Source organism: Rhizobium sp. 2MFCol3.1, from assembly GCF_000377565.1.
Taxonomy (GTDB): Bacteria; Pseudomonadota; Alphaproteobacteria; order Rhizobiales; family Rhizobiaceae; genus Rhizobium.
The window spans coordinates 121,579-145,783 of record NZ_KB898357.1 but is presented as its reverse complement, the minus strand read 5'-3'; the positions used below and the strand labels follow the sequence as shown (position 1 = coordinate 145,783).

Here is a 24,205-nt window from a genome sequence, read left to right as displayed (position 1 = left end):
TCAGTCGCCGGCGGTGAAGAACTTCCATTTGCCGTCGGCGGTGATGCCGAGGCGATAGAAATTGTAGCCGCCGAATTCCTGCATGTCGGCGAGATCGCCGGCGGTGACGATGCGCAAGAGCTCGACGCGCTCTGGCGGCGTCAGCTTCTTCAGGTCTTTCTCGGCGAAATACGGCCAGACATACATCTCATCTGGGGTGCCTTGTCCGACATGGACGAAGCCCGTCGAGATGATGTCGAGAATGATCGCCAGGATTTCGTCGCCATCGGGGTCGCCGGAGAGATCCTTGAGCGCGCCGATCGGATCGTCGGTTGCCTCGCCGACGCTCACCTGCGTCTGTGTCGCGCCAGTGCCGAACAGCGGCCGCAGCCGCTCCAGATCGCCGGAGGCGGCGGCTTCGACGATCTGCTCGCGCATGTGGCGAACCGGTTCCGGCACCTTGCTGATGTCGTAGAGAACCTCGACCGGCTTCGAGCTATCCTGCGCGCCAGGCGTCGTATCCGGGCTCTGGCCAGCCGGCTTGCTGATGACGGGGCCCGGCGCGGGCACGCCTGACGATGCGTCGGGCGCGCTCGGTGGCTTGTCGGTTGATGTGCCGTCGGAAGCGGTGGGGGTCTTTTGCAGCTCTGACAGCGCAAACGCCGATGGGGCGCTCATCAGGCTGCTGGCACCGAGGCTGATTGCAAGCAAAAGCGGCGCGATCGCGGGCCGCGAAGCATTGTTCATATCGGTGCGCATGGAACTCTCTGTGTTATTGCAGGGTGCGGGTCGGAGAAAACTCACCGGCCAGCATGCGTTCTCGCAACGATTCCAGCAAGGCTTCCGCGTTCTTTTCGCCGTGCAGGCGAATGGTTTCGCGAAGCGCGTGAATGATCGCCGTGTCGGCGATGATCTCGGGTTCGATACCGTCGGCCATGCCGTCGGCCCAGGCTTCGTTATGGTACTCCAGCGCCGCCTGCATCTTTTCGTGGACGATCATGTCGTCGATGTCGTTGAGGCTCGGTTCCATTAGCTTTTCCTCGAACTGCATGCCTTACTGTCTGGTTAACAACACTATCAGCCTTTTCCCAAAACGACACGTCCCCCTGTAAAAAGAGGTTAATTTATCGTTAATTTCCAAAGCGCGACGTAATTTCCGTGGCGAGTGTTGCGCCTTCGTTACGGTAGCGTTCTTCTGCCATGATCGCCGCCGGTGTGCAATCAGTATAAACGGAGGCAAAGGCGCGGTATCCGCGATTGAACGCCGCCGTCAGTTTCTCTTTCCTTGAGGGCTCATCTTTCGCTTCAGAATCAAGGAGTTGCTGCATTCGCGCCCGCCATTCCTCGCCGTTCTGAGCCTTGCAGAGCGTTCTCAGATAATGCACCGACCCGAGCACCTCGGCCAACCGGCCAAGCTTGTCGTCATAGGGAACGGTAACATCCTTCGGCGCGACCGGTTCATCCGGCGCAACCGCTGTCGGCCCCTGCGCCGAGACAAATGTCGGTATCGCCGTGGAGACGCCAAGAACAACACACAACAAAACGCAGCGAAGGGGAATCATGTGCGTATTGGACACCCTGAAGGTGACGGGGACAAGGTGCGGGGTTACCTTTCCCCTTGCTTATTCCCCTTCCTCATGTGCGGGCTGCTGCCAGCCGTTCGGCGCACTCAAGCACACTTTGCGGCGTCGGCAGCCGGCGAATCTCGTTGACCGTGAACCAGCCGACTGCTGCCGCATCGTCGGCCGCCGCGGCAACCGAATCGCCATCGGCCTCGACGCGGAAAACCGAGAGAAAGAAGTGGCTGGTCAGCCGTCCGTCGGCGCCATGCTGTTTCAGATCATAGGTGGCGAAGATCTCAGGGTTGCGGGCACGGATACCCGTCTCCTCCTCGAACTCGCGCAGCGCGGTCTGATCCGGCGTTTCCCCAAGCTCCGCCCTGCCGCCGGGAAAGGCGTACATATCCGCCGATGGCGGGTTGCGCCGGAGCACCAGCAGAAACCGTCCGTCGCGCTCGAGAATCGCGGAAGATGCAGCTGTCGGATTGGAAGTCATCAGAAATGCCGTTTGTTGCTTGCCGGTGATCGCCGTCGCGTGCCTATCTCACTCAGGAAAACAATCTGATCCAAGCGATTCGAAGGCACGTGCCGTGACTTATATCATCTACGCCGCCGCGGCCCTCTTCGAGATTGCCGGTTGCTTCGCTTTCTGGGCGTGGCTGCGCATGGCAAAGCCGATCTGGTGGCTGGCGCCCGGCATGGTGTCGCTGGCGCTGTTCGCCTGGCTTTTGACGCTGGTGCCGAGCGAAGCGGCGGGCCGCACCTTCGCGGCCTATGGCGGCATCTACATCGTTGCCTCGCTGATCTGGCTCTGGCTTGTCGAACACCGCGTGCCTGACAGATGGGACATCAGCGGCGCTATTGTCTGCCTCGCCGGCACTGCGATCATCCTCTTCGCGCCGAGAGGCTGATCCGACGGTCGCCATGCTTGGCCGATCCCTTGACCCTGAAAGGGCAGGGTGCAAATAGATTGGCATGTGTGGACGCTATGCCCTGACCATATCCCCCGAGGAGCTGAAGGAAGTTCTGGGTATCCTCGACCTCGAGGATTTCCCCGCGCGCTTCAACATCGCGCCGACGCAGCCGATTCTGGTGGTCGTCTCGGGTGATGGACAGGAAAGGGGAAGCAACCTGCCGGACCGACGCGCGCTCCTCGTGCGCTGGGGCTTCACGCCGGGCTGGGTGAAAGACCCCAAGGCGTTTCCGCTTCTCATCAACGCCCGCTCGGAAACGGCGATCGGCAAGGCATCGTTCCGCGCCGCCATGCGCCATCGCCGCGTGCTCATTCCCGCCTCCGGCTTCTACGAATGGCATCGCCCTACGAAGCAGAGCGGCGAGAAATCGCAGGCCTATTGGATCAAGCCGCGTCACGGCGGCGTGGTCGCCTTTGCCGGGTTGATGGAAACATGGTCCTCGGCCGATGGCTCGGAAGTGGATACCGGCGCGATCCTCACGACATCAGCCAACGCCGCGATCTCCCCGATCCACGACCGCATGCCCGTGGTGATCAAGCCCGAGGACTTCGCCCGCTGGCTGGATTGCAAAACGCAGGAGCCGCGCGAGGTGGCCGATCTCATGCGGCCGGTCGAGGAGGATTTCTTCGAGGCAATACCGGTCTCCGACAAGGTGAACAAGGTGGCCAATATGGGCGAGGACCTGCAGACCCCGGTGCCGCTGGAAAAGCCGCTGCCGCCCGCTGACAAGAAAAAGCCGGATGACGGCCAGCTCAGCTTCTTCTGATTCTGTAATCCCACCGCAGTCACATCCGGAAAATCACATGTTCTCCATTTCGGCCGCGCTCTCCGGCCTCTTCCTCGGCGCTTCCCTCATCATCGCCATCGGCGCCCAGAACGCCTTCATTCTGCGGCAGGGGCTGCTGCGCTCGCATGTTTTTGTCCTGTGCCTTATCTGCGCCCTGTCGGATGCGCTGCTGATTGCCGCAGGCGTCGCCGGTCTCGGCACGCTCGTCTCGCAATCGCCGACACTGATCACCGCCGTCAGCCTCGGCGGCATGCTGTTTCTCGGCACTTACTCGTTCATGGCATTCCGGCGCGCGCTTCATCCCGGCGCGATCGAGGCGGGAACGCCGGAGCCGTTGGGGCTGAAGGCAGCGGTGGCCACGTGCCTGGCCTTCACTTTCCTCAACCCGCACGTCTATCTCGACACGGTCGTGCTGCTCGGCAGCCTGTCGGCCGCCTATCACGGCGCGGATCGCCTGGCTTACGGCCTCGGGGCCGCGGCTGCGTCATTCATCTGGTTTTTCGGTCTGGGCTACGGTGCGCGTCTGCTGCAACCGGTCTTTGCCAAACCCGCCGCATGGCGGGTTCTCGACGTGCTCATCGGCATCGTCATGGCGCTTCTGGCCATCAGCCTCGGCGCCCGTGTCCTGACGTCCTGATCAGGCGATCTTCTTGGCGAGTGCTGGCTTCTTCAGCATCAGCGCTGCAGCCAGAACGGCCTTCAGGCCGAGCGGGCGGTAGTGCGCGCTGAGATCGGTCTTTGCAGGCTGTTCCACATTCGTCTTCTTCGGGGTCACGTTACTCTCCTTAACTTCTGTCCCTAGACTCTTATATTTATTGCTCTTTTGCCCGAAATAGCGACAAAATGGAGGCAAGACACATCATGATTTGTGTCGCCAAACCATAATTCGCGAGGCTTGAGAGGGGCAGGATAGATTAGGATTGTCTGGAAAACTCAGATGTGACGGCCGATATCGTCTTCGCCGACACCCGGCTCTTCGATCGTCAGCGTCCCGTACTTGCGCTTCCATTTGCGGGCGCCGAACGGCAGCGTGCAGAGGTAGACCACGGCGGTGAGCGACATGACTTCCCAGGTGAAGCTAGACAGCATGGCGACATAAAGCACCACGCCTAGCATCATAGGCAGCACCAGATCGCGCCGAAGCTTGGTGCCCTCGGACTTGCCCGACCAGACCGGCAGGCGGCTGATCAGAAGAAAGGCGATGAGTACCGTGTAGGCGGCCGAGAGATAGCCGAAGGTCTTGTCCGTGGTCATCCCGAGGAAGCCGAGATAGACGGGCAGAAGCACCAGCATGGCGCCGGCAGGCGCGGGCACGCCGACGAAATATTCCGACTGCCAGCTCGCCTTGTTCTCGCGCTCCGACATCACATTGAAGCGCGCCAGTCGCAGGCCGGCAGCGATCGCATAGATCAACGCCGCGATCCAGCCGAGCGAACGCGCCTGATCCAGCGCGAAGACATAGACGACAAGCGCCGGCGCCACACCGAAATTGACGATGTCGGCCAGCGAATCCATCTGCGCGCCGAACTTCGACGTCGCTTTCATCAGCCGCGCGACGCGACCGTCGATGCCATCGAGGAAGGCGGCGACCAGAACCATGCCGACGGCAAGCTCGTAGCGGTTCTCGAAGGCAAGCCGAATGCCGGTCAGGCCGGCGCAGATCGCGAGGATAGTGATCAGGTTGGGAACGACCAGCCGCAACGGAATCTCGCGAAGCCGTGGACCGCGACCCGAATCATCGGGTGGGCCATTGGGTTCGAAAGGCGGGAAGGGCGTTTCCATGATCGCGCTCCTAATGGTTCTCAGGCGCGGCGGCTGACGACAGGGCCCTTGGCGGAGCCGAATTCGGCCAGCACCGTTTCGCCTGCGATCGCCGTCTGGCCGAGCGTGACGCGCGGCTGCGCGCCCTCGGGAAGGAAGACGTCAAGGCGCGAGCCGAAGCGGATCAGGCCGAAGCGCTCGCCGGCATCCAGCGGCTCGTTGGCATTGGCCCAGCAGAGAATACGGCGCGCCACGAGGCCGGCGATCTGCACGACGCCGATCTGGCCATGGGCGGTCTCGATGACGAGGCCGTTGCGCTCATTGTCTTCGCTGGCCTTGTCGAGCTCGGCGTTGACGAAGCTTCCCGAGCGGTAATTGACGCTGACGATGCGGCCGCGCATCGGGGCGCGGTTCACATGGCAGTTGAAGACGTTCATGAAGACGGAGATGCGCAGCATCGGTGCCGAGCCGAGGTTCAACTCCGCCGGCGGCACGACCAACTGAACGGACGATACCTTGCCGTCGGCGGGCGAGATCACCAGATCGTCGTCCTGCGGCGTCATACGCTCCGGATCACGGAAGAAATAGGCGCACCACAGCGTCAGGATCAGGCCGATCCAGAACAGCGGCTTGAAGATCCAGCCGAGAATGAGGGAGGCCACGAAGAAGGCCGCGATGAAGGGATAACCTTCCTTGTGCACCGGAACGATCGTGTTGCGTACCGTATTGAACAAGCTCATGTATGCCGCTCTCCTAGCGTTTTCGTCTCCGCTGGTTACAGGGAAACACTCCTGGGGGCAATGCCGATGCCCTCTCATGCACATCTATGCGGGGTTCCGGCCTAGGAAACGGCGGGTAGCCGCACGTGTCAGGTGGCAGGCGCCAGCCGGTTGACCACGCCGAGATCGTCGTTCTCGCGCACCTGCTTCAGATGTTCCTCGGCCTGTGTGGCCTCGCGCTGGCGGCTCCACATCGAGGCGTAGAGGCCGTTCTTCAACAACAGTTCCGCATGCGTGCCGCGCTCGGCGATCTCGCCGGCCTTCAAGACGATGATCTCGTCGGCGCCGATCACGGTCGAAAGACGGTGCGCGATGACCAGCGTCGTGCGGTTCTTTGAGACGACGTCGAGCGCGGTCTGGATTTCGCGTTCCGTGGTCGTGTCGAGCGCCGACGTCGCCTCGTCGAGGATGAGGATCGGCGGGGCCTTCAGGATGGTGCGCGCAATCGCCACGCGCTGCTTCTCACCACCCGAAAGCTTCAACCCACGCTCGCCGACCATCGTGTTGAACCCTTCCGGCAGAAGGTCGATGAAGTGGGCGATCTGCGCGATCTCAGCTGCGGTCTTGACCTCGGCTTCGGTGGCCGATGGCCGGCCGTAGCGGATGTTGTAGGCAACCGTGTCGTTGAAGAGCACGGTATCCTGCGGCACCATGCCGATCGCGGTGCGCAGGCTCTTCTGCGTGACCCCACGCACATCCTGGCCATCGACGGTGATCGAGCCGCTCTGGATGTCGTAGAAGCGATAGAGCAGTCGCGACATGGTCGACTTGCCGGCCCCTGACGGCCCGACAATCGCCACCGTCTTGCCGGCCGGCACGTCGAAGGAGATGCCCTTCAGGATCGGGCGGGCCGGGTCGTAGGCGAAGTGCACGTCCTTGAACGAGATGGCGCCCTGCTCGATGTTCAGCGGCTTGGCATCGGGTGCATCCTTCACTTCGGCCTGTACTTCGAGCAGGTCGAACATCTGTTCGATATCGGTCAGGCCCTGGCGGATTTCGCGGTAGACGAAGCCGATGAAGTTGAGCGGCACCGAAAGCTGCAGCAACATCGCGTTGACGAAGACGAAGTCGCCTACGGTCTGCTCGCCGCGCTGCACGGCCAGCGCCGAGAGAATGAGCATCACGGTCGTGCCGAGGCCGAAGATCACGCCCTGGCCGAAGTTCAGCCATCCGAGCGACGTCCAGACGCTGGTCGCAGCCTTCTCGTAACGCTCCATCGAGGTATCGAAGCGCTTGGCTTCCATATCCTCGTTGCCGAAATATTTGACCGTCTCGAAGTTCAGAAGCGAATCGATCGCCTTGGTGTTGGCGTCCGTATCGCTGTCGTTCATGGTCTTGCGGATGGAGATGCGCCAGTCGCTGGCCCGGATGGTGAACCAGATATAGGCCCATACGGTGAAGGCCGTGACCGCGAGGTAGGAGAAGCCGTAGCCCCACCAGAAGATGATTGCGGTCAGCAAGAACTCGATCAGCGTCGGCACGGAGTTCAGGATCGTGAAGCGCACGATCGTCTCGATGCCCTTCGTCCCGCGCTCGATGATCCGCGACAGGCCGCCCGTCTTGCGCTCCAGATGAAAGCGCAGCGACAACTCGTGCATGTGTACGAAGGTCTTGTAGGCAAGCTGGCGCACCGCATACTGGCCGACGCTGGCAAACAGCGCGTCGCGCAGCTGGTTCAGGCCGAGCTGGATCAGCCGCGTCAAGTTGTAGGCGATAACAAGCGCGATGGCGCCAACGAGGAGATCCGGCACCTTGCCCGCAAGGTCAGACTTGCCGTTCAGCGCATCCGTCGACCACTTGAAGAAATAGGGCACGAGCAGCAGCACGAACTTCGATATGAGCAGATAGACCGATGCCCACACGACCCGCATCTTCAGATCGCCGCGCCCCGTCGGCCACATGTAGGGCCAGAGGTTGAAGAGGGTCCGCAACAGATTGGAGTCTGAAACTGTCTTGCCGTTTGCCATGTATGTCTCCGGCCCGCGTCAGGCCCTGGAAGTGTCGTGTTGTCGGCAAAGAGGGGAAGGGCGAGCGTAGAGGCCGCCGCCTGACATGATCGCCGTCAACGCCAAATAGGGTTGCGGGCGGAGCAATACAACATAAGAAGATCAAAGGAAAAGAGAGGCCGGCAATCATATCGACGCCGGCCCCGGGTATTATTGTCTGTCCTAGAGATGCTCGCCTGACATGCGCTTGCGGTGCATCTCTTCCGCGTTGGGCAAAGCGTCCTTCGGAAGGCCGAAGACCTGACCCGGCAGAATGCGGTCGGGATTGACGATCTTGTCCTCGTTGGCGACGTAGATCGTTGTGTAGCGAACGCCCGCACCATAGATGCGGCGCGAGATCTGCCACAGCGTATCGCCACGGCGGATGATCACGGTTTCCTTGCTTTCCTGCAGCGGCGCCTGCTCGATGGTCGCGGGGCCAGCGTCGCCGCTCGCAACCTCGTTTGCGGGGGCAGCCGGTGCCGCGGGTGCAGCCGGAGGCGCCGTCAGATCGGCCACCATCTGGCCGAGCTTGGCGAGTGCGGCGCCGACCGAGCTGGCGTCGCGCGGCAGCGATTGCAGCAGCTTCAGCGCATCGCTGGCCTTCATCGAAGCCGTGGTGACACGCTCCTTGAAGTCGGCCGTCGCATCGGCGGCGGCCCGGAAATCGACGATCGACTTCAGCGCGAACTCGTTGGCCGAGCGGGCGGCCGCGAGCTGCTCGCTGCCGGGCACCTTGCCGTCGCTGAACAGGCCGCTCAGAAGCGCGAATGCCTTGGCCGCATCGTTCTTAAGCTTGCCGAGCGCGCCCTCGTCGAGCGAGATCATCGGCGTCGCCGCGTTGCCCGTGGGCGTGCCGGACTGCGCTGCTACCGTGACCTGGTTGCCCTCGGGGCGGTTGAAGTTGACCGAAGCGCGAACCAGAACCTTGCCGGCCGCATCGACGACATCGACGCGGATCTTGTGGTCGCCGACGGCGAGCGGCATCACGCCGTCGATGACGAAGTGGCCATCCGCGCCGGCCTTGGCCTTGCCGATCAGCTTGTCGTCGGCATAGCCGAACACGTTGGCCTGAGGCTTCGCGGTGCCGGCGACGAAAATCTTGTCGCCTTCGATTTCGACGGCATTGACCCGGACGTCAGCAGGTGCGGCTGCCATAGCCGGCGCGGTCGCCGTCTCCGATGTCGCGGGAGCCTGTGCCTGTGGCGCTGCCGAGGCCTGGTCGGTCGGGGTGGCGTTGTTGGCTGCTGCCGGTGGCGTTACACCGGGAGCGGTTATGATGCGGCTGGCGGCGCCCGGCTTGGAGACCATGGCGAGCAGCTGCGATGCATTGCCGTCCTTGGGGATCGAGATCGTGGCGATCTCTTCCGAGGTCGTGACCTTGCCGTCCTTGGCGGTCGCGCGCAGCTGCAGCTGGTGGTCGCCGGCGGCAAGCGGATTGTCGAGAACCGCGACGAAATCGCCATTGTCGCCGACGTCGGTACCCATCAGCACCTTGTCGCCGTCGAGGATTTCAAGCTTGCTGTTCGGCTCGGCGGAACCGGCGATGACGGTGGAGCCGTCTGGCTCGACACGCAGGACGTCGAATGTCGGCAGCTTCGGGCCTTCGGCAACAGGTGCGGCGTTGTCTTGCGTCTGCGGTGCTGCGGGCTCCGGCGCGCCCGTAAGGGCCGCTTCGGCACGTGCAATCGCGGCGGCTGCGTCGGCGATGTTTTCGGGCAGCGCCTGGATAATTGAGAGCGCCTTGGTGGCACCGGCCTTGGCCTTGTCGATCGCGGCCGTGGTGATCGGGTTGGTGCCCTCGGGCGTCACGAAATCGGCGAGTGCCTGAAGCGCGCCGATCGCCTTCGTCTTGGCGGATGCGAAAACATCGTCGGTCGGGCCCTTGCCGTCGGCAAACAGCGCCTTAAGTTCGCCAAGTGCCTGTCCGGCTGCCGTCGTCAGGCCGCCGAGCTTCTGCGCGGTCGCGGCATCGTCGGGCGCCGACGGACGCGAGGTCTTGGCGGATTCGGTTACGGTTTTCTTGACCTCGGAGCTTGCCTGATTGATTGCGTCACCAACCTTGCCGGCATCGCCACCGATACGGGGCATGACGACAAAGACCATCAACAGAATTGCGATTACAAGCACTGCAAGGGCCAGCAAGCCGGCACGGTTTTTCATCATCAGGTCTCCCCAAGCGGCAATCTTGCCAGACTTCCTGAAATTGCTAGCGATTCCCGTTGCTTTGCACAAGCAGTCAAAGTAGCCGGGCAAATGTAAGATGTATGTTTTCCGTCATTTTTCTTGACTGGACCCAGAGAGAATAGTTGTTTGCTCCCATGACAGATCAATCTCATTCCATTCGCTCCATCTGTGTCTATTGCGGTTCGCGCCCCGGCAGCGACCCGAGCCACATGGCCGCCGGCCGTGCGCTGGGCAAGGAAATCGCCGATTACGGCCTGCGCCTGATCTATGGCGGCGGCACCAAGGGGATCATGGGGGCGGTTGCGAGCGGTACGCTCTCGAACGGCGGTCAGGTGACCGGCATCATTCCCGAATTCCTGATCGACATGGAGGCGACCCGCCACTCCCTCGGCCAGCTCAACGAGTTGATTGTAACGCCTGACATGCATGCGCGCAAACACACGATGTTCGAGCGCTCGGATGCCTTCGTCGCACTCCCCGGCGGCATCGGCACGCTGGAGGAAATCATCGAGATCATGACCTGGGCGCAGCTCGGTCGTCACGAAAAGCCGATGATCTTCGCCAACATCAACGGCTTCTGGGATCCGATGATGGAGCTCCTACGCCACATGACGGACGAGGGCTTCATCCACACCGCCCACCGGGTGCAGCCGCTGGTCATCGACTCTATCGAAGAGATCATCCCGGCGATCATGGCACAGGCCGCCGAAGTCGCAAGCGACCGCGACGGCGAGGAAGCCGTTATCTCGAAATTGTAATAAACGGGGGCTTATCGCCCCCGACTGCCTCTCAGCATCGACCATGTGTAGAGGAAAAGCCCCGCCCAGATCAGCGGGAAGGCAATCATGCGCGCGGTGCCGAGCGGCTCCTTGAAGATGAAGACGGCGATGAGAAAGATCATCGTCGGCGCGATATACTGCATGATGCCTATCGTCGACAGCTTCAGGAGCTTGGCGCCGTTGGCATAGATCATCAGCGGGACAGCAGTGATCAAACCGCAGCCGAGCAGCAAGGCGGTATCGGCCCAGCCCGTGCGGTAGAAATGGCCGGCTCCGCTGCCGAATTCCAGGTAGAGGACGTAGAAGAGGGCCGGGACGCTGAGGATCAGCACCTCGAGGAAGAACCCCTGGTTCGGCCCGAGCGGCAAGGTCTTGCGAAACAGCGCGTAGAGGCCCCAGGAGATCGTCAGCGTCAGCGAAACCCATGGAATGCCACCGCTATCGACCGCGAGCACGACGACGGCGAGGCCCGCGAGCACAATCGCGCCGATCTGCGCCGGACGCAGCTTCTCCTTCAGCACCACGGCGCCGAGGAAGATGCTGAAGAGCGGATTGATGAAATAGCCGAGTGCTGCGTCCAGCGAATGCCCAGCACCGATCGCCCAGACATAAGTCCCCCAGTTGACCGTGATCAGCGATGCGGTGAGCGCCGCCATCGCCAGCATGCGCGGCGAGCGCAACGCGATGCGGATATCCTGCGTGCGGCCGAGCACGATGAGCACGATACCGGCAAGCGGCAGCGACCACAGGATGCGATGCGCGATCACCTCGGCCGGCGAAATATGCGCGACCGCCTTCATGTAGATCGGCAGGAAGCCCCAGAGCAGATAGGCCGTAAGCGCGAAGGCGAAGCCACGCGGACTGTCCTCGTTTTTCACGAGGGGAATGCTTGCATCGGCGGACATTGGGTGTTTCCATTGGTTCTTATGATTGGCACCCGATTAGCGCAAAGGCCGTGAATAGGCCAATTCATTTCATTGAAGCGATATTCGCTATTGCTGAATTATCAGGATCAGACCGTGGATGAAGCCGAGCTGAAAATCTGCCGCCGTGCATACGCCGTGCAAATGCTGGCCAAGGCAGGCGTCGATCGGGATGATGAATTGCTGAACGCGTTCTCCACCGTGCCTCGCGAGGACTTTCTGGGGCCGCCGCCTTGGAAGATGCGGGACTGGAAGCGTTACGTCGAGGTGCCCTCAAGCGATCCCGTCGTTCTCTACCAGGATCTGCTCTTCGCGCTGCAGGCCGATCGCCAGGTCAACAATGGCAGCCCGAGCCTGCATGCGGGCGCCTTGCACCGGTTGCAGCTGCGCAAGGGCGAGAGGGTCTGCCACATCGGCGCCGGCAGCGGCTATTATACCGCCATCATCGCCGAAATCGTCGGCGAGACTGGCCATGTTGTGGCTGTCGAGTTCGATGCGGAACTGGCGCGACAGGCCAGGCGCAATCTCGAGCGCTACGCAAATGTCGAAGTCGTCCACGGGGACGGTCTCGAATGGCCCCGCGAGCCGGAGGATGCCATCTACGTGAACTTCGCTCTCCATCACCCGGCCGAACCCTGGATCGACAGCCTCGCGACCGGCGGGCGCCTGCTGTTTCCGCTGGGCACGCCCGCCATGGGCGCCGACGGACGGCTGCTTGGGGTGACCTCGCAGGCCGCCTTCTTCCTCATCGGTCGGGAGGGGGATGAGTTAAGCGCGCGCTTCCTGCAGCCGGTCAATTTCGTCTGGGGCGAGGGGATCTCGGGCGACCTCTCCACCTACGCCGCGCTTGATCGCGCCTTCCACGCAGGAGGACTCAACCGCATTCACGCGCTGCGCTGGAATGCGGTCAAGACGGAGCAGGAGTGGTACTCGCAGGAGCGCTGGGGCCTCGTCACGGCCGCGCTCCATTGAGCCTTGCTATTCGGCCGCGATCTTTCCCGCCAGCTGCCGGTTTTTCATCAGCTTGTAGATGACGGAATCCATCAGCGCCTGGAACGAGGCGTCGATGATGTTCTCCGACACGCCGACCGTCCACCAGCGCACGCCGTCGCTATCGGTGGATTCGATCAGGACGCGGGTGATCGCTTCCGTGCCGCCGTTGAGGATACGTACTTTGAAGTCGGCCAGAACCAGGTCGTCGATCTCGTGCTGGTACTTGCCGAAATCCTTGCGCAGCGCGAGGTCGAGTGCGTTGACCGGACCATCGCCTTCCGCCACCGACATGATGGTTTGGCCATCGACGCTAAGCTTCACCACTGCCTCGGAAACGATCTTCACCTTGCCGTGCGAATCGAAGCGGCGCTCGACCATCACCCGGAAGCCTTCGACCGAGAAGAATTCGGGGATCGTGCCAAGCGTGCGCCGCGCCAACAGCTCGAAGCTGGCATCCGCACCCTCATAGGCATAGCCGGAGGCCTCGCGCTCCTTGACCAGCGAGATCAGCCGATCGAGCTTTGGATCATCCTTCCCAACCTCGATACCGCGGCGCTTCAGCGCGTTGATGAAGTTCGCCTTGCCGCCCTGATCCGACACCATGACCTTGCGGAAGTTGCCGACGCTCTCGGGCGTGACATGCTCGTAGGTACGCGGGTCCTTCAGGAGCGCCGAGGCATGGATGCCGGCCTTGGTCGCGAAGGCGGATGCGCCGACATAGGGCATCTGGTGATCCGGCGAGCGGTTCAACAGCTCGTCGAAGGCGTGCGAGAGCCGCGTCAGATTGAGGAGACGCTCGGGGTCGATGGCGGTCGTGAAGCGCGAGGAATAAGTCTCCTTCAGCGCCAGCGTCGGGATCAGCGTCACCAGATTGGCGTTGCCGCAACGCTCGCCGATACCGTTGAGCGTGCCTTGGATCTGCCGCACGCCGGCCTCGACGGCGGCAAGCGAATTGGCGACCGCCTGGCCGGTGTCGTTGTGCGCATGGATGCCAAGACAGTGCCCGGGAACGCCCGACGCGATCACCGCCTCGACGATCTCACGGATCTCGGGCGGCTGCGTGCCGCCATTGGTGTCGCAAAGCACGACCCACCGCGCCCCGCCATCATGGGCAGCCCTGGCGCAGGCCAGCGCATACTCAGGATTGGCCTTGTAGCCGTCGAAGAAGTGCTCGCAATCGACCATCGCCTCCTTGCCCGCCGCGACCACGGCCTTGACGCTCTCCGAGATGCTCTCGAGGTTCTCCTCGTTGGAACAGCCGAGCGCGACCTTGACGTGATAGTCCCAGCTCTTGGCGACGAGACAGACCGCGTCGCTCTTTGCCTGCAGCAGGCTGGTGAGCCCCGGATCGTTGGAGGCCGAAACACCGGCGCGCTTGGTCATCCCGAAGGCGACGAAGGAAGCGTTGCGGGTGCGCTTCTCGTTGAAGAAAGCCGTATCCGTCGGGTTCGCACCCGGATAGCCGCCCTCGATGTAATCCAGCCCGAAATCGTCCAGCATGGTGGCGATGGCGATCTTGTCCTCGACGGAAAAATCGATGCCCGGCGTCTGCTGTCCGTCGCGCAGCGTAGTGTCGAAGAGATAGATACGGTCTTTCATTGCCAAGCCTCCCAGGCCTCGAATGCTTTCATGTGGGGCCACCCCCCTCTGTCCTGCCGGACATCTCCCCCACAAGGGGAGAGATCGATTTGTGGCGAGCGGGTGCGCCCAGCCAATCTCCCCACCTGTGGGGGAGATGCCCGGCAGGGCAGAGGGGGGCGTCCACCCACCAGCGCCAGCTCACTCGCTCCGAATTACCTTACTTCCCCGCAAACATATCCGTCGCCCGGATCAGCCTGTCGAGGATTCCCGGCTCCGAATAGGCATGTCCCGCACCCTCGATCAGGTGGAAATCCGCCTTCGGCCAGGCCTTGTGCAGCGCCCAGGCATATTTGGCCGGGCAGGGCATGTCGTAGCGACCGTGGACGATGAGGCCGGGAATGTCCTTCAGCTTGTGGGCGTCACGCAAAAGCTGACCTTCCTCCATCCAGCCGGCATTGACGAAGAAGTGGTTCTCGATGCGCGCGAAGGCATAGGCGAACTCGGCCTCCTCGAACTTGTCGCTGGTCGAAGGCTCCGGCATCAGCGTAATTGTCTCGCCTTCCCAGATGCTCCAGGCCTTGGCGGCTTCCAGCCGCACCGCCTTGTCCTCATGGGTCAGCCGGCGATGATAGGCGTGCATCATCTCATGCCGCTCGTTCTCAGGGATCGGCGCGATGAAGCGCTCCCACTTGTCGGGAAACATCTCGGAGACGCCGAACTGATAGTACCAGTCGAGCTCGGCCTTCGTCAGCGTGTAGATCCCGCGCACTATCAGCTCCGATACGCGCTCCGGATACTTCTCGGCATAGGCGAGCGCCAGCGTCGAGCCCCAGGAGCCGCCGAAGACCTGCCACTTGTCGGCGCCGGCCATCTCGCGCAGCCGCTCGATGTCGGCAACGAGATGCCAGGTGGTGTTGGCGTTGAGATCGGCATGCGGCGTCGAGCGGCCGCAGCCGCGCTGGTCGAACAGCGTCACGTCATAGAGTTCCGGATCGAACAGCCGGCGATGGCTCGGCGCGATGCCGCCGCCGGGGCCGCCATGCAGGAATACGGCGGGCTTGGCGCCCGGTGTGCCCGAACGTTCCCAGTAGATCACATGCCCGTCGCCGACATCGAGATGGCCCGATGCATAGGGTTCGATTTCGGGATAGAGCGTTCGGAGAACTTCGGTCATATTTTCACGCCTTGGGCTGGCCAGATATTGGTGTCGTGATCGGGATGCTGGAAGGAGATGATCGCCTCCTGCCGCGCGTAGAAATCGGGGTCGGTATGAACAGGCTGGTCGAAGATCGTCTCGACCCAGGGGATGCGCGCCTCGTAGTTGACCTGGACCTGCGGCGCGAGATCGCTGCGGTCGTCGAAGGTGCCGATCGCAAGCTCGAGCCCGCCGGGATGCCGGTAGATCATCGGCGTGCCGCAATCCTTGCAGAACCCGCGCTCGATGTTGACGGACGACTGGAAATAGCTCGGCGCGCCCCGCGTCCACTCCATGCCTTCCTCCGGCGTCGTCACCAGCGCCGAGAAGAACCCGCCGAACTGCTTCTGGCACATCCGGCAATGGCAGATCGACGGCCGCCCGAGCTTGCCCGAGATACGAAAACGCACTGCGCCGCATTGGCATCCGCCGGTTCGGATGGGTTCGCTCATGATGATGCTCCAGAAGGCCATTCGGCCGTGTCGTGGTCGGGGTGTTGATGATTGCTCGCGGCGATCGCATCTTCACGATCGGGCGTCTCTTCGTCGGGTTCGATGGGCAGGCTGTCGAGGTCGTGAAACCAGCGCATCTTGCGCCGGGTATTCGATTGCGCCACCGGTTTGACCGCCTGCGGATCGTCGAGCGTGCCGAGAACGAGGTTGATGGTATCGGCTTCGGGTGTGTCGTAAAACAGCGGCGTCCCGCATGCCGCGCAAAAGCCGCGCCGTACGAGATCGGAGGATTGGAACCACGCCGGCTCCCCGCGCGTCAGCGTAAACTCGGATCGTTTCGCGGCCGCCAGCGGCATGAAGTAGTTCCCAGAGGCCTTCTGGCACATGCGGCAATGGCACAGATGCGGATAGCCGAGTTCGCCTGCCGCGCGATAACGAACCGCGCCGCACTGGCATCCCCCACCGATCGCCGCTGTTGTCGTCACGAGCGCGTTCCCTCGGGCCAGGTTGCGGTGTCGTGGTCGGGGTGCTGGTAGGAAACGAGATCGAGCACGAAGGGTGCCGCCTCGGCATCGTCTTCGGTTACGCGGGACGGCAGTTCGTGCAGGTGGTCGACAAAATCGATCTTGCGCTCGGTGCCGAACTGGATCACCGGCGGCAGCGCCGAGGGATCGTCGAAGGCACCCGCTGCAATCGCGATCCCATCCGGCGCCTCATAGGTCAGCGGCGTGCCGCAATCAGCACAAAAGCCGCGCTCGACGAGGTTCGACGACTGAAACCGCTTCCGCTCACCTCGCGTCCATTCAAGCTCGGCGCCACGCACTGATACCAGCGGTGCATAATAGGCGCCGAACGCCTTCTGGCACATGCGGCAATGACAGATCGAGGAGTCCTTGAGCGTCCCCCGGACCCGGAAGCGGATCGCGCCGCACTGGCAGCCGCCGGTGTAGGTCGTCATTCGCAAATCCTCCTTTGCGTGGGGTGCAAAGACCCCTCCCGACCCTCCCCACAAGGGGGAGGGCTAACCCGGGGCGAGGCCTCGCTCCGAGAGATCGCATGCACGGTGATTAGGTTGAGGCGGGCGGTCGCGGCGCTGTAGCCCCGCCCCCTTGTGGGGAGGGGTTGGGGAGGGGCATTCGCCACAACCTCCGACGCCGAGACCTCCGCTGTCACCGCTTAACCTCCCACGTCGTAACCCGCTCGCCGGTCGCCGCATCCTTGCCGTCCTTCAGCTGCACGCCCTCGGCCAGCAGCGTGTCGCGGATCTTGTCGGCCTCGGCGAAGTTCTTGGCCTTCAGCAGTTCCAGTCGCGCCTTCACGCGCCGGTCGATCTCGATCGCCACCGCCTCGTCGATCTCCGCCATCTCTGGCAGAAGACCGAGCAGGGCGGCACTGGCGGCGTAGGTCGGCAGCAGCGATTTGTCGGCGTTGGCTTCCTGGGCCAGCGCATGCAGCGCCTGCACGGCAGCCACCGTGTTGAGATCGTCGCGGAGCGCGCCGAGGACCGCCTCAGACGGTGCGGCGTCGCCGGCGCCCGCCGCCGGCCACTTTGCCAGCAGGCGTTCGGCCTCTTCCAGACGCTTGACGGAGAAATCGATCGGCTCGCGGTAATGCGTCATCAGCATCGCGAGACGCAGCACGGCGCCCGGCCATTTGCGACCGCCGAATTTCTCAGTTGCCAGCAATTCATTGATGGTGATGAAGTTGCCTTCCGACTTCGACATCTTGCGGCCTTCGACCTGCACGAAGCCGTTGTGCATCCACACATTCGCCATCACCTCGGTACCATGAGCACAGCGCGACTGAGCGATCTCGTTTTCATGGTGCGGGAAGATCAGGTCGAGCCCGCCGCCATGGATATCGAAGACGTCGCCGAGATAGCGCTGGCTCATCGCCGAGCACTCGATATGCCAGCCCGGACGGCCGCGTCCCCATGGGCTTTCCCAGCCGGGTTCGCTGTCGCTGGAAGCCTTCCAGAGAACGAAGTCGCCGGGGTTCTTCTTGTGCGCGTCGACCGCGATGCGGGCGCCCGCCTGCTGCTCGTCGAGCGGGCGCTTGGAAAGCTGCCCGTAGCCGGCCATCGACTTGGTGTCGAACAACACCTCGCCCTCGGCCTCATAGGCGTGCCCACGCACAATCAGCCGCCCGATGATCTCGATCATCTGCGCGATATTGTCGGTCGCGCGCGGCTCCACCGATGGCTCCAGGCAGCCGAGTGCCGCCACATCCTCGTGAAACTGCCGCGCCGTCTTTTCGGTCACCGCATGGATCGCGTCGTTGAGCGAAAGGCTCGGATGATCGCGCAGCGCCCGCGCGTTGATCTTGTCGTCAACGTCGGTGATGTTGCGCGCATAGGTGACGTGGTCGTCGCCATAGACGTGCTTCAGCAGCCGAAACAGAACGTCGAAGACGATGACGGGGCGGGCGTTGCCGATATGGGCGAAGTCATAGACGGTGGGGCCGCAGACATACATGCGCACGTTGTCGGTGTCGATCGGTGCGAAGACCGTCCGTTCGCGCGTCAGCGTGTTGTACAGCTTGAGTTCCGGCGTCTTCGATCCCGACTGGCCGTCCATGTCTATTCTCCCAAAATGCCATAATCCGAAAAACAACGTGTCGCCACCGGCGGGCCGGGGCGTTTGTCATCTTGGCGTATTGGGAGACGAAAACGGCCAGGCCAGCGAGCGCGCTAGCGAATAATCTTCCGGCAGATGATGCAGGTAACCGTCTTCATGGCGGGTTTTATGGCCCGGCTTCGGGCGTTGGTCAAGGGGGGTGAGACGCGGTCGGGCTGAGCGCGAGCAATCGATCCAGTGAATCGATTGCAGCGTCGAACGCCCGGAACGCAAGCGAAGGGCCGGACGGTCACGACATCGCTCAAGCCCACCCTATATTCGGCAACGACGAAGGGCAAAGCGGAGCTAACATTGAAGCGAATACATCAGGCATTGCTTGTCGCCATCCTTCTGGCTGTCGCTTCAGCCGCCTATCTGGCATACGATCGCGCCATGGCCCCTTTCTCACCTCCCTCGCTCACCGATTATCCGATCCAGGGCATCGACATCAGCCACCATCAGGGCGCTATCGATTGGAGCGCGGTGGCGGCGCAGCCGAATGTCCGCTTTGCCATCATGAAGGCGACCGAAGGAGGGGATCACCGCGACACCCGCTTTGCGGAGAACTGGCAGGCGGCAAAGAATGCAGGCATCGTCAGGGGCGCCTATCACTTCTTCACCTTCTGCCGTCCTGGGCGCGATCAGGCGCGGAACGTGCTGGCGACGGTGCCTTCCGAACAGGGAACGTTGCCGCTTGCCATCGATCTCGAATTCACCGGCAATTGCGGCCAGGTGCCGACCCGCGAGGAACTGAGCGCCGAGCTCCAGGCTTTCTTCGATGAGCTGAACGGCGCCTATCCCGGCAAACCGATCTTCTACGTCGATCAGCCCTTTTTCGATCAATATCTGAAAGGGCACGAGGAGATGTTTCCCGCGCACCATCTCTGGCTGCGAAGCATCGCTGAGGAGCCGTCGGTGGGCGATTGTGGGAGATGGTCGATCTGGCAGTTCGCCGATACCGGCAGCATTGCCGGCATCCAGGGCCCTGTCGATCTCAACGCGCTCTGCCCAACCGAGCCCGACCTATCGAGCCTCTTCCGGGCAGCAGCGCAAGTGTCGCGGTAGCCGAACCGGCTTAGCCGGGCATCTGGTAGCCGACGAGCTTGTTCTCGCGCACGATGAACAGCTTGCCAGTCTCGGTGTAGTCGGGGGTCAGAAGCGGCATCATCGCCTTTGCAACCTCGGAAGGATGCGGCAGCGTTTCGGGATCTTCGCCCGGTACCGCCTGTGCGCGCATCGCGGTGCGCGTGGCGCCCGGATCGACGCTGGTGACGCGAAGCGCCGTGCTCTGCGTTTCGCCGGCCCAGGTGCGCGCCAAAGCCTCGACCGCAGCCTTCGACGCCGAATAGGCGCCCCAGAACGGGCGGCAGCGATGGGCGGCAGCGGAGGAGAGGATAACGGCGCGTCCGGCTTCCGAACGTGTCAGCAGCGGATCGACCGAGCGGATCAGCCGCCACGTCGCCGTGACGTTGATGGTCATCACCTTCTCGAACACCTTCGCCTCGATATGGCCGATCGGCGAGATCACGCCAAGCACGCCGGCATTGGCGACGAGAATGTCGAGCTTGCCCCAGCGTTCGAAGATCGAAGCGCCGAGCGCGTCGATGGCGTTCATGTCCGAGAGGTCGAAGGGCACGAGCGTCGCCGAGCCACCGACGGCCTTGATCGCATCATCGAGATCCTCGAGGCCGCCGACCGTGCGGGCGCAGGCGACGACATGCGCACCGGCCTTGGCCAATTCGAGTGCGGTGAAATAGCCGATCCCGCGCGATGCGCCGGTGACGAGTGCGACCTTGCCGGTGAGATTGACGCTCATTGTAGCCTTATCCGTATGCGCGGGGAGGCGAGGGGCGCGATCGGCCCCTCGGTCGAAAGGTCAGTCGAGATCAGCCGTTGCTGGCCATGACGGCGAGCTTGCGGACATTGCTGGTGCTGTCGTTGTCGAGCAGGCGCGTCGGGTAATCACCGGTGAAGTAGTGATCGGTGAACTGCGGATTGCTCGCATCGCGGCTCTCGCCACCGACGGCGCGGTAGAGGCCGTCGATCGACAGGAACTCGAGCGAGTCGGCGCCGATATAGTCGCACATCGCCTGCAGGCTCGAGTACTGGTTGGCGAGCAGCTTGTCGGCATCGGGCGTATCGATGCCGTAGAAATCGGGGAAGTAGATCATCGGGCTGGCGACGCGGATATGCACTTCCTTGGCGCCGGCATCGCGGATCATCTGCACGATCTTCAACGAAGTCGTGCCGCGAACGATCGAATCGTCGACCAGGACGACGCGCTTGCCTTCGATCATCGCGCGGTTGGCCGAATGCTTCAGCTTCACGCCGAAGGCGCGAATCTGCTGCGTCGGCTCGATGAAGGTGCGGCCGACATAATGGTTGCGGATGATGCCGTATTCGAACGGAATGCCGCTCGCCTGCGCAAAGCCGAGGGCTGCCGGCGTGCCGCCATCGGGCACCGGCACGACGACGTCGGCCTCTACGGGGGCTTCCTTGGCAAGGTTGATGCCCATGTTCTTGCGCGCGGTGTAGACGCTGCGGCCGCCGACGACGGAATCGGGACGGGCGAAGTAGACATATTCGAACAGGCAGAGGCGTTCCGGCTTCGGCTGATCGGCCTTGCGGCTGTCCATGGTGATCGAGCCGTCGGGCTGGATTTCGCAGATGATGACTTCGCCGTTCTCGACGTCGCGAATGTATTTCGCGCCGATGATGTCGAGCGCACAGGTCTCGGAACAGAAGATCGGCTTGCCGTCGAGCTCGCCCATCACGAGCGGGCGGATACCGATCGGGTCACGCGCGGCGATAAGCTTTGTGCGGGTCATCGCCAGCATCGAGTAGCCGCCTTCCATCTGGCGAATGGCGTCGATGAAGCGGTCAGAAGACGAGGTCTGCTTGGAGCGGGCGATCAGGTGCAGCACCACTTCGGTGTCCGACGTCGCCTGGAAGATGGCGCCATCGGCGATCAGCATGCGCCGCATCGTCAGGCCGTTGGTGAAGTTGCCGTTATGGGCAACCGCAATGCCGCCGACCTCGAGTTCGGCGAACAGCGGCTGCACGTTGCGCAGCGCCACTTCGCCCGTCGTGGAGTAGCGCGTGTGGCCGATCGAGATGAAGCCCGGCAGCTTTGCCAGCGTTGCCGGATCGGTATAGTGGTCGCCGACGAGGCCCATGCGCTTTTCGGTATGAAACTGCTTGCCGTCGAAAGTGACGATACCGGCCGCTTCCTGTCCACGATGCTGCAGGGCATGCAGCCCAAGCGCTGTCAGCGTTGCGCCATCGGGATGGCCGAGAACGCCGAAGACACCGCATTCCTCATGCAGCGTATCGCCATCGAGTTCGTCGTTGAGCGTGGAGGAATGGGACTGGTTCATTGCTGCGGGCCTTTGCTCTCACAAGAATGGTATGGCACTTCCGAAAACGGCGTAAGCCCGGCGGAGCGTGTGCCCGGCCGGACCTTTATTCGCGTCCCCCTCAAATGGCAACTGCCATAGGCTGGGTCAAGCTGTTGAACACTGCGTCAATTAGACGGCTGCTGTGCACCATTGGCAGGAGCGGGCGCGGCATCCTCGGCCGGCGCCTGATCGGAAGCCGGCGCATTGTCGCCTTCCGCATTGCCGCCCTGCGGCTGTAGTTTTTCCATCACGCTCGCGCGGATCACCTGGGCGAATTCAGCAGGCAGAACCGACTGCAGCTTCGTCACCATCGAATCCAGGAACGGCTTGGACTTGGCGTTGTTCACCCAGTTCGGGCGGTGATCGACATCGACGAGCCAGTTCCAGAAAGCGGTGGCGACGACGAGCAGAAGTATGCCTCTTGCGGCGCCAAACAGGAAGCCCAAAGTACGGTCGAGCGCGCCGATACGGCTGTCGATGATGAAATCGGCGATCTTCATGGTGATGAAGGAAATGACGATCAGCGCGATAAGAAACACGACTGCGGCCGAGCCGACGAGCGCGATGCGGTCATCATCGGTGTACTTCTTGGCGTAGGGCACGAGATAGGGGTAGAAATAATAGGCGGCGGCAGCCGAGCCGCCCCAGCTTGCGATCGAGAGCACTTCGCGGGAGAAGCCGCGCACCATGGCGAGCACGGCGGAAAAAAGCACGACGCCGATGACAATACCGTCGAAAATCGTAATGGGCATATAAATCCAACTCCAGGACGGCCGCCAATTCGCAGCTCAGTCGCGCCTCATTGCGTGCATCCTATATCATCACCTGTTGCGGCGATGAAAGGATCAAACCTCTTCTTCCACACGTCTCAAAGCGCCCTTCGAGCCGGCGATCCGGGCGACCAGATCCGGCAGGCTTTCGATCTCGCTCCAGCGCCCGCCCGTGCCCTTCGGCAGTTCGGCGGACCCCGATGGAAGCAGCGCTGCAGAAAATCCGAGCTTCTCGGCTTCCTTGAGGCGCTGGTTCGTGTGCGCAACCGGCCGGACGGCGCCCGACAGGCTGACTTCGCCGAAATAGACACAATCGGCGGGAAGGGCAATACCGGCAAGCGACGAAACCAGTGCGGACGCGACCGCCACATCCGCTGCCGGCTCTGAAATCCGGTAACCGCCGGCAATGTTGAGATAGACGTCGTGCTGGCCGAGCTTGACCCCGCAATGCGCCTCGAGCACGGCGAGGATCATCGATAGACGCGCCGAATCCCAGCCTACGATCGCGCGTCGCGGCGTACCCAGCGATGTCGGCGCCACCAGCGCCTGCACCTCGACGAGGATCGGCCGCGTGCCCTCGATGCCGGCGAAGACGGCGGCTCCAGGCGATTTCTCGTTGCGCTCGCCGAGGAAAAGTTCGGACGGGTTCGCCACTTCGCGCAAGCCCTTGTCCGACATCTCGAACACGCCGATCTCGTCCGTCGGCCCGAAGCGGTTCTTGACGGTGCGCAGAATCCGGTAGTGGTGACCGCGGTCGCCCTCGAAATAGAGAACGGCGTCGACCATGTGCTCGACCACGCGCGGACCGGCGATCTGCCCGTCCTTGGTGACGTGGCCGACGAGCACCATGGCCGCACCCGTCTGCTTGGCGAACTTGATCATCGCCTGCACACCGGTGCGCACCTGCGTGACAGTGCCTGGCGCGGATTCGGCTAGATCGCTCCACAGCGTCTGGATGGAATCGATGATGACGAGATCGGGCCGCTTGCCCTCGGCCAGCGTCGCCAGGATGTCCTCGACATTGGTTTCAGCTGCAAGCAGCACATCCGTATCCGCTGCCCCAAGGCGCTGCGCCCTGAGCCGCACCTGCGCGACCGCCTCTTCGCCCGAGACATAGATGATCCGATGCCCGCGCCGCGAAAGCGCCGCCGCCCCCTGCATGAGCAGGGTCGACTTGCCGATGCCGGGATCGCCGCCAATCAGGACGGCCGAACCGCGCACGAAGCCGCCGCCCAGCGCCCGATCAAGCTCCGAAATGCCGGTGTGGATGCGCGGTGCTTCCTCGATCTCGCCAGACAGAGCGGTCAGCGCAACCGGGCGGCCTTTCTTCGGCGTTTTCGCCGGTCCACCACCGATCCCGCCCATCGGGTCTTCCTCGACGATGGTGTTCCACGCGCCGCAACCCTCGCACTTGCCGGCCCAGCGGCTATGGATGGTGCCGCAGCCCTGGCAGATGAATTGTGTTCTTGCTTTTGCCATGAGGAAGGA

General features: G+C 62.8%; 26 protein-coding genes. 6 read left to right on the top strand and 20 right to left on the bottom strand.

Annotation, left to right across the window (positions count from 1 at the left end; all coding sequences use genetic code 11):
- The 4 genes from D460_RS0112035 to D460_RS0112020 form a co-directional block, all read right to left on the bottom strand.
- Nucleotides 1-738, bottom strand: coding sequence for a hypothetical protein (locus tag D460_RS0112035; RefSeq protein ID WP_018898796.1), 738 nt, complete (start codon nucleotides 736-738; stop codon nucleotides 1-3).
- A 13-nt stretch (nucleotides 739-751) separates the two neighbouring features.
- Complete coding sequence (locus D460_RS0112030) at nucleotides 752-1,009, bottom strand: hypothetical protein (RefSeq protein ID WP_018898795.1); 258 nt, start codon at nucleotides 1,007-1,009, stop codon at nucleotides 752-754.
- A gap of 100 nt (nucleotides 1,010-1,109) precedes the next feature.
- Nucleotides 1,110-1,541: a TIGR02301 family protein gene (locus tag D460_RS0112025; RefSeq protein WP_026283058.1), complete on the bottom strand. Its 432-nt coding sequence runs from the start codon at nucleotides 1,539-1,541 to the stop codon at nucleotides 1,110-1,112.
- A gap of 73 nt (nucleotides 1,542-1,614) precedes the next feature.
- A complete protein-coding gene (locus D460_RS0112020) occupies nucleotides 1,615-2,034 on the bottom strand; it encodes an NUDIX domain-containing protein (protein WP_018898793.1) in 420 nt (139 codons plus the stop codon).
- Between the two features lie 94 nt (nucleotides 2,035-2,128).
- Between D460_RS0112020 and D460_RS0112015 the strand changes: the two genes are divergently transcribed.
- From D460_RS0112015 to D460_RS0112005, 3 genes are all read left to right on the top strand, one after another.
- Complete coding sequence (locus tag D460_RS0112015; RefSeq protein ID WP_018898792.1) at nucleotides 2,129-2,449, top strand: YnfA family protein; 321 nt, start codon at nucleotides 2,129-2,131, stop codon at nucleotides 2,447-2,449.
- Nucleotides 2,450-2,513: 64 nt separating this feature from the next.
- Complete coding sequence (locus D460_RS0112010; protein ID WP_018898791.1) at nucleotides 2,514-3,278, top strand: SOS response-associated peptidase; 765 nt, start codon at nucleotides 2,514-2,516, stop codon at nucleotides 3,276-3,278.
- Between the two features lie 37 nt (nucleotides 3,279-3,315).
- Nucleotides 3,316-3,936, top strand: coding sequence for a LysE/ArgO family amino acid transporter (locus tag D460_RS0112005; RefSeq protein ID WP_018898790.1), 621 nt, complete (start codon nucleotides 3,316-3,318; stop codon nucleotides 3,934-3,936).
- Here the strand turns inward: D460_RS0112005 and D460_RS36400 are convergent, their stop codons facing one another.
- From D460_RS36400 to D460_RS0111980, 5 genes are all read right to left on the bottom strand, one after another.
- Nucleotides 3,937-4,074: a hypothetical protein gene (locus D460_RS36400; RefSeq protein ID WP_018898789.1), complete on the bottom strand. Its 138-nt coding sequence runs from the start codon at nucleotides 4,072-4,074 to the stop codon at nucleotides 3,937-3,939. It lies immediately after the preceding gene.
- Nucleotides 4,075-4,232: 158 nt separating this feature from the next.
- The gene (pssA, locus tag D460_RS0111995) at nucleotides 4,233-5,081 is read right to left on the bottom strand and encodes a CDP-diacylglycerol--serine O-phosphatidyltransferase (protein ID WP_018898788.1); all 849 of its coding nucleotides are present in this window, start codon (nucleotides 5,079-5,081) and stop codon (nucleotides 4,233-4,235) included.
- Nucleotides 5,082-5,101: 20 nt separating this feature from the next.
- Nucleotides 5,102-5,878, bottom strand: a complete 777-nt coding sequence (locus D460_RS0111990; protein ID WP_280741329.1) for a phosphatidylserine decarboxylase — start codon at nucleotides 5,876-5,878, stop codon at nucleotides 5,102-5,104.
- Between the two features lie 50 nt (nucleotides 5,879-5,928).
- Nucleotides 5,929-7,806 carry an ABC transporter ATP-binding protein/permease gene (locus D460_RS0111985; RefSeq protein ID WP_018898786.1) on the bottom strand — a complete coding sequence of 626 codons (1,878 nt, stop codon included), beginning with the start codon at nucleotides 7,804-7,806 and terminating at the stop codon, nucleotides 5,929-5,931.
- A 201-nt stretch (nucleotides 7,807-8,007) separates the two neighbouring features.
- On the bottom strand, nucleotides 8,008-9,990 hold the full coding sequence (locus tag D460_RS0111980) for an Ig-like domain-containing protein (RefSeq protein WP_018898785.1): 1,983 nt from the start codon (nucleotides 9,988-9,990) through the stop codon (nucleotides 8,008-8,010).
- 155 nt (nucleotides 9,991-10,145) lie between these two features.
- On the opposite strand from D460_RS0111980, the gene D460_RS0111975 reads away from it, so the two are divergent.
- The gene (locus D460_RS0111975; RefSeq protein WP_026283057.1) at nucleotides 10,146-10,769 is read left to right on the top strand and encodes a TIGR00730 family Rossman fold protein; all 624 of its coding nucleotides are present in this window, start codon (nucleotides 10,146-10,148) and stop codon (nucleotides 10,767-10,769) included.
- 11 nt (nucleotides 10,770-10,780) lie between these two features.
- Here D460_RS0111975 and rarD read toward each other — a convergent pair whose 3' ends face one another.
- Entirely contained in the window at nucleotides 10,781-11,695 is a 915-nt protein-coding gene (gene rarD / locus D460_RS0111970) for an EamA family transporter RarD (RefSeq protein WP_018898783.1), read from the bottom strand.
- A 114-nt stretch (nucleotides 11,696-11,809) separates the two neighbouring features.
- Between rarD and D460_RS0111965 the strand changes: the two genes are divergently transcribed.
- A complete protein-coding gene (locus tag D460_RS0111965; protein WP_051110793.1) occupies nucleotides 11,810-12,685 on the top strand; it encodes a protein-L-isoaspartate O-methyltransferase in 876 nt (291 codons plus the stop codon).
- 6 nt (nucleotides 12,686-12,691) lie between these two features.
- Here the strand turns inward: D460_RS0111965 and cimA are convergent, their stop codons facing one another.
- From cimA to cysS, 6 genes are all read right to left on the bottom strand, one after another.
- Nucleotides 12,692-14,305 (bottom strand): citramalate synthase, encoded by a 1,614-nt coding sequence (cimA, locus tag D460_RS0111960; RefSeq protein WP_018898781.1) that lies wholly within the window; start codon nucleotides 14,303-14,305, stop codon nucleotides 12,692-12,694.
- 199 nt (nucleotides 14,306-14,504) lie between these two features.
- Complete coding sequence (gene pip, locus D460_RS0111955) at nucleotides 14,505-15,461, bottom strand: prolyl aminopeptidase (RefSeq protein ID WP_018898780.1); 957 nt, start codon at nucleotides 15,459-15,461, stop codon at nucleotides 14,505-14,507.
- Nucleotides 15,458-15,934, bottom strand: coding sequence for a GFA family protein (locus tag D460_RS0111950; protein ID WP_018898779.1), 477 nt, complete (start codon nucleotides 15,932-15,934; stop codon nucleotides 15,458-15,460). Before D460_RS0111950 ends, pip begins: the two co-directional genes overlap by 4 nt.
- Complete coding sequence (locus tag D460_RS0111945) at nucleotides 15,931-16,419, bottom strand: GFA family protein (protein ID WP_026283056.1); 489 nt, start codon at nucleotides 16,417-16,419, stop codon at nucleotides 15,931-15,933. Before D460_RS0111945 ends, D460_RS0111950 begins: the two co-directional genes overlap by 4 nt.
- Nucleotides 16,416-16,892: a GFA family protein gene (locus D460_RS0111940; RefSeq protein WP_018898777.1), complete on the bottom strand. Its 477-nt coding sequence runs from the start codon at nucleotides 16,890-16,892 to the stop codon at nucleotides 16,416-16,418. The genes D460_RS0111945 and D460_RS0111940 overlap by 4 nt, the downstream gene beginning before the upstream one ends.
- A gap of 211 nt (nucleotides 16,893-17,103) precedes the next feature.
- Nucleotides 17,104-18,510: a cysteine--tRNA ligase gene (gene cysS, locus D460_RS0111935; RefSeq protein ID WP_018898776.1), complete on the bottom strand. Its 1,407-nt coding sequence runs from the start codon at nucleotides 18,508-18,510 to the stop codon at nucleotides 17,104-17,106.
- Between the two features lie 351 nt (nucleotides 18,511-18,861).
- On the opposite strand from cysS, the gene D460_RS0111925 reads away from it, so the two are divergent.
- A complete protein-coding gene (locus D460_RS0111925; protein WP_026283055.1) occupies nucleotides 18,862-19,614 on the top strand; it encodes a GH25 family lysozyme in 753 nt (250 codons plus the stop codon).
- 10 nt (nucleotides 19,615-19,624) lie between these two features.
- Here D460_RS0111925 and D460_RS0111920 read toward each other — a convergent pair whose 3' ends face one another.
- The 4 genes from D460_RS0111920 to radA all read right to left on the bottom strand — a co-directional run bounded on the left by D460_RS0111920 (nucleotide 19,625) and on the right by radA (nucleotide 24,196).
- Nucleotides 19,625-20,365: an SDR family NAD(P)-dependent oxidoreductase gene (locus D460_RS0111920; RefSeq protein ID WP_018898774.1), complete on the bottom strand. Its 741-nt coding sequence runs from the start codon at nucleotides 20,363-20,365 to the stop codon at nucleotides 19,625-19,627.
- A gap of 70 nt (nucleotides 20,366-20,435) precedes the next feature.
- On the bottom strand, nucleotides 20,436-21,926 hold the full coding sequence (gene purF, locus D460_RS0111915; RefSeq protein WP_018898773.1) for an amidophosphoribosyltransferase: 1,491 nt from the start codon (nucleotides 21,924-21,926) through the stop codon (nucleotides 20,436-20,438).
- Nucleotides 21,927-22,072: 146 nt separating this feature from the next.
- Nucleotides 22,073-22,699, bottom strand: a complete 627-nt coding sequence (locus tag D460_RS0111910) for a CvpA family protein (protein WP_018898772.1) — start codon at nucleotides 22,697-22,699, stop codon at nucleotides 22,073-22,075.
- Nucleotides 22,700-22,792: 93 nt separating this feature from the next.
- Nucleotides 22,793-24,196, bottom strand: a complete 1,404-nt coding sequence (radA, locus tag D460_RS0111905) for a DNA repair protein RadA (RefSeq protein WP_018898771.1) — start codon at nucleotides 24,194-24,196, stop codon at nucleotides 22,793-22,795.
- Nucleotides 24,197-24,205 lie beyond the last annotated feature (9 nt).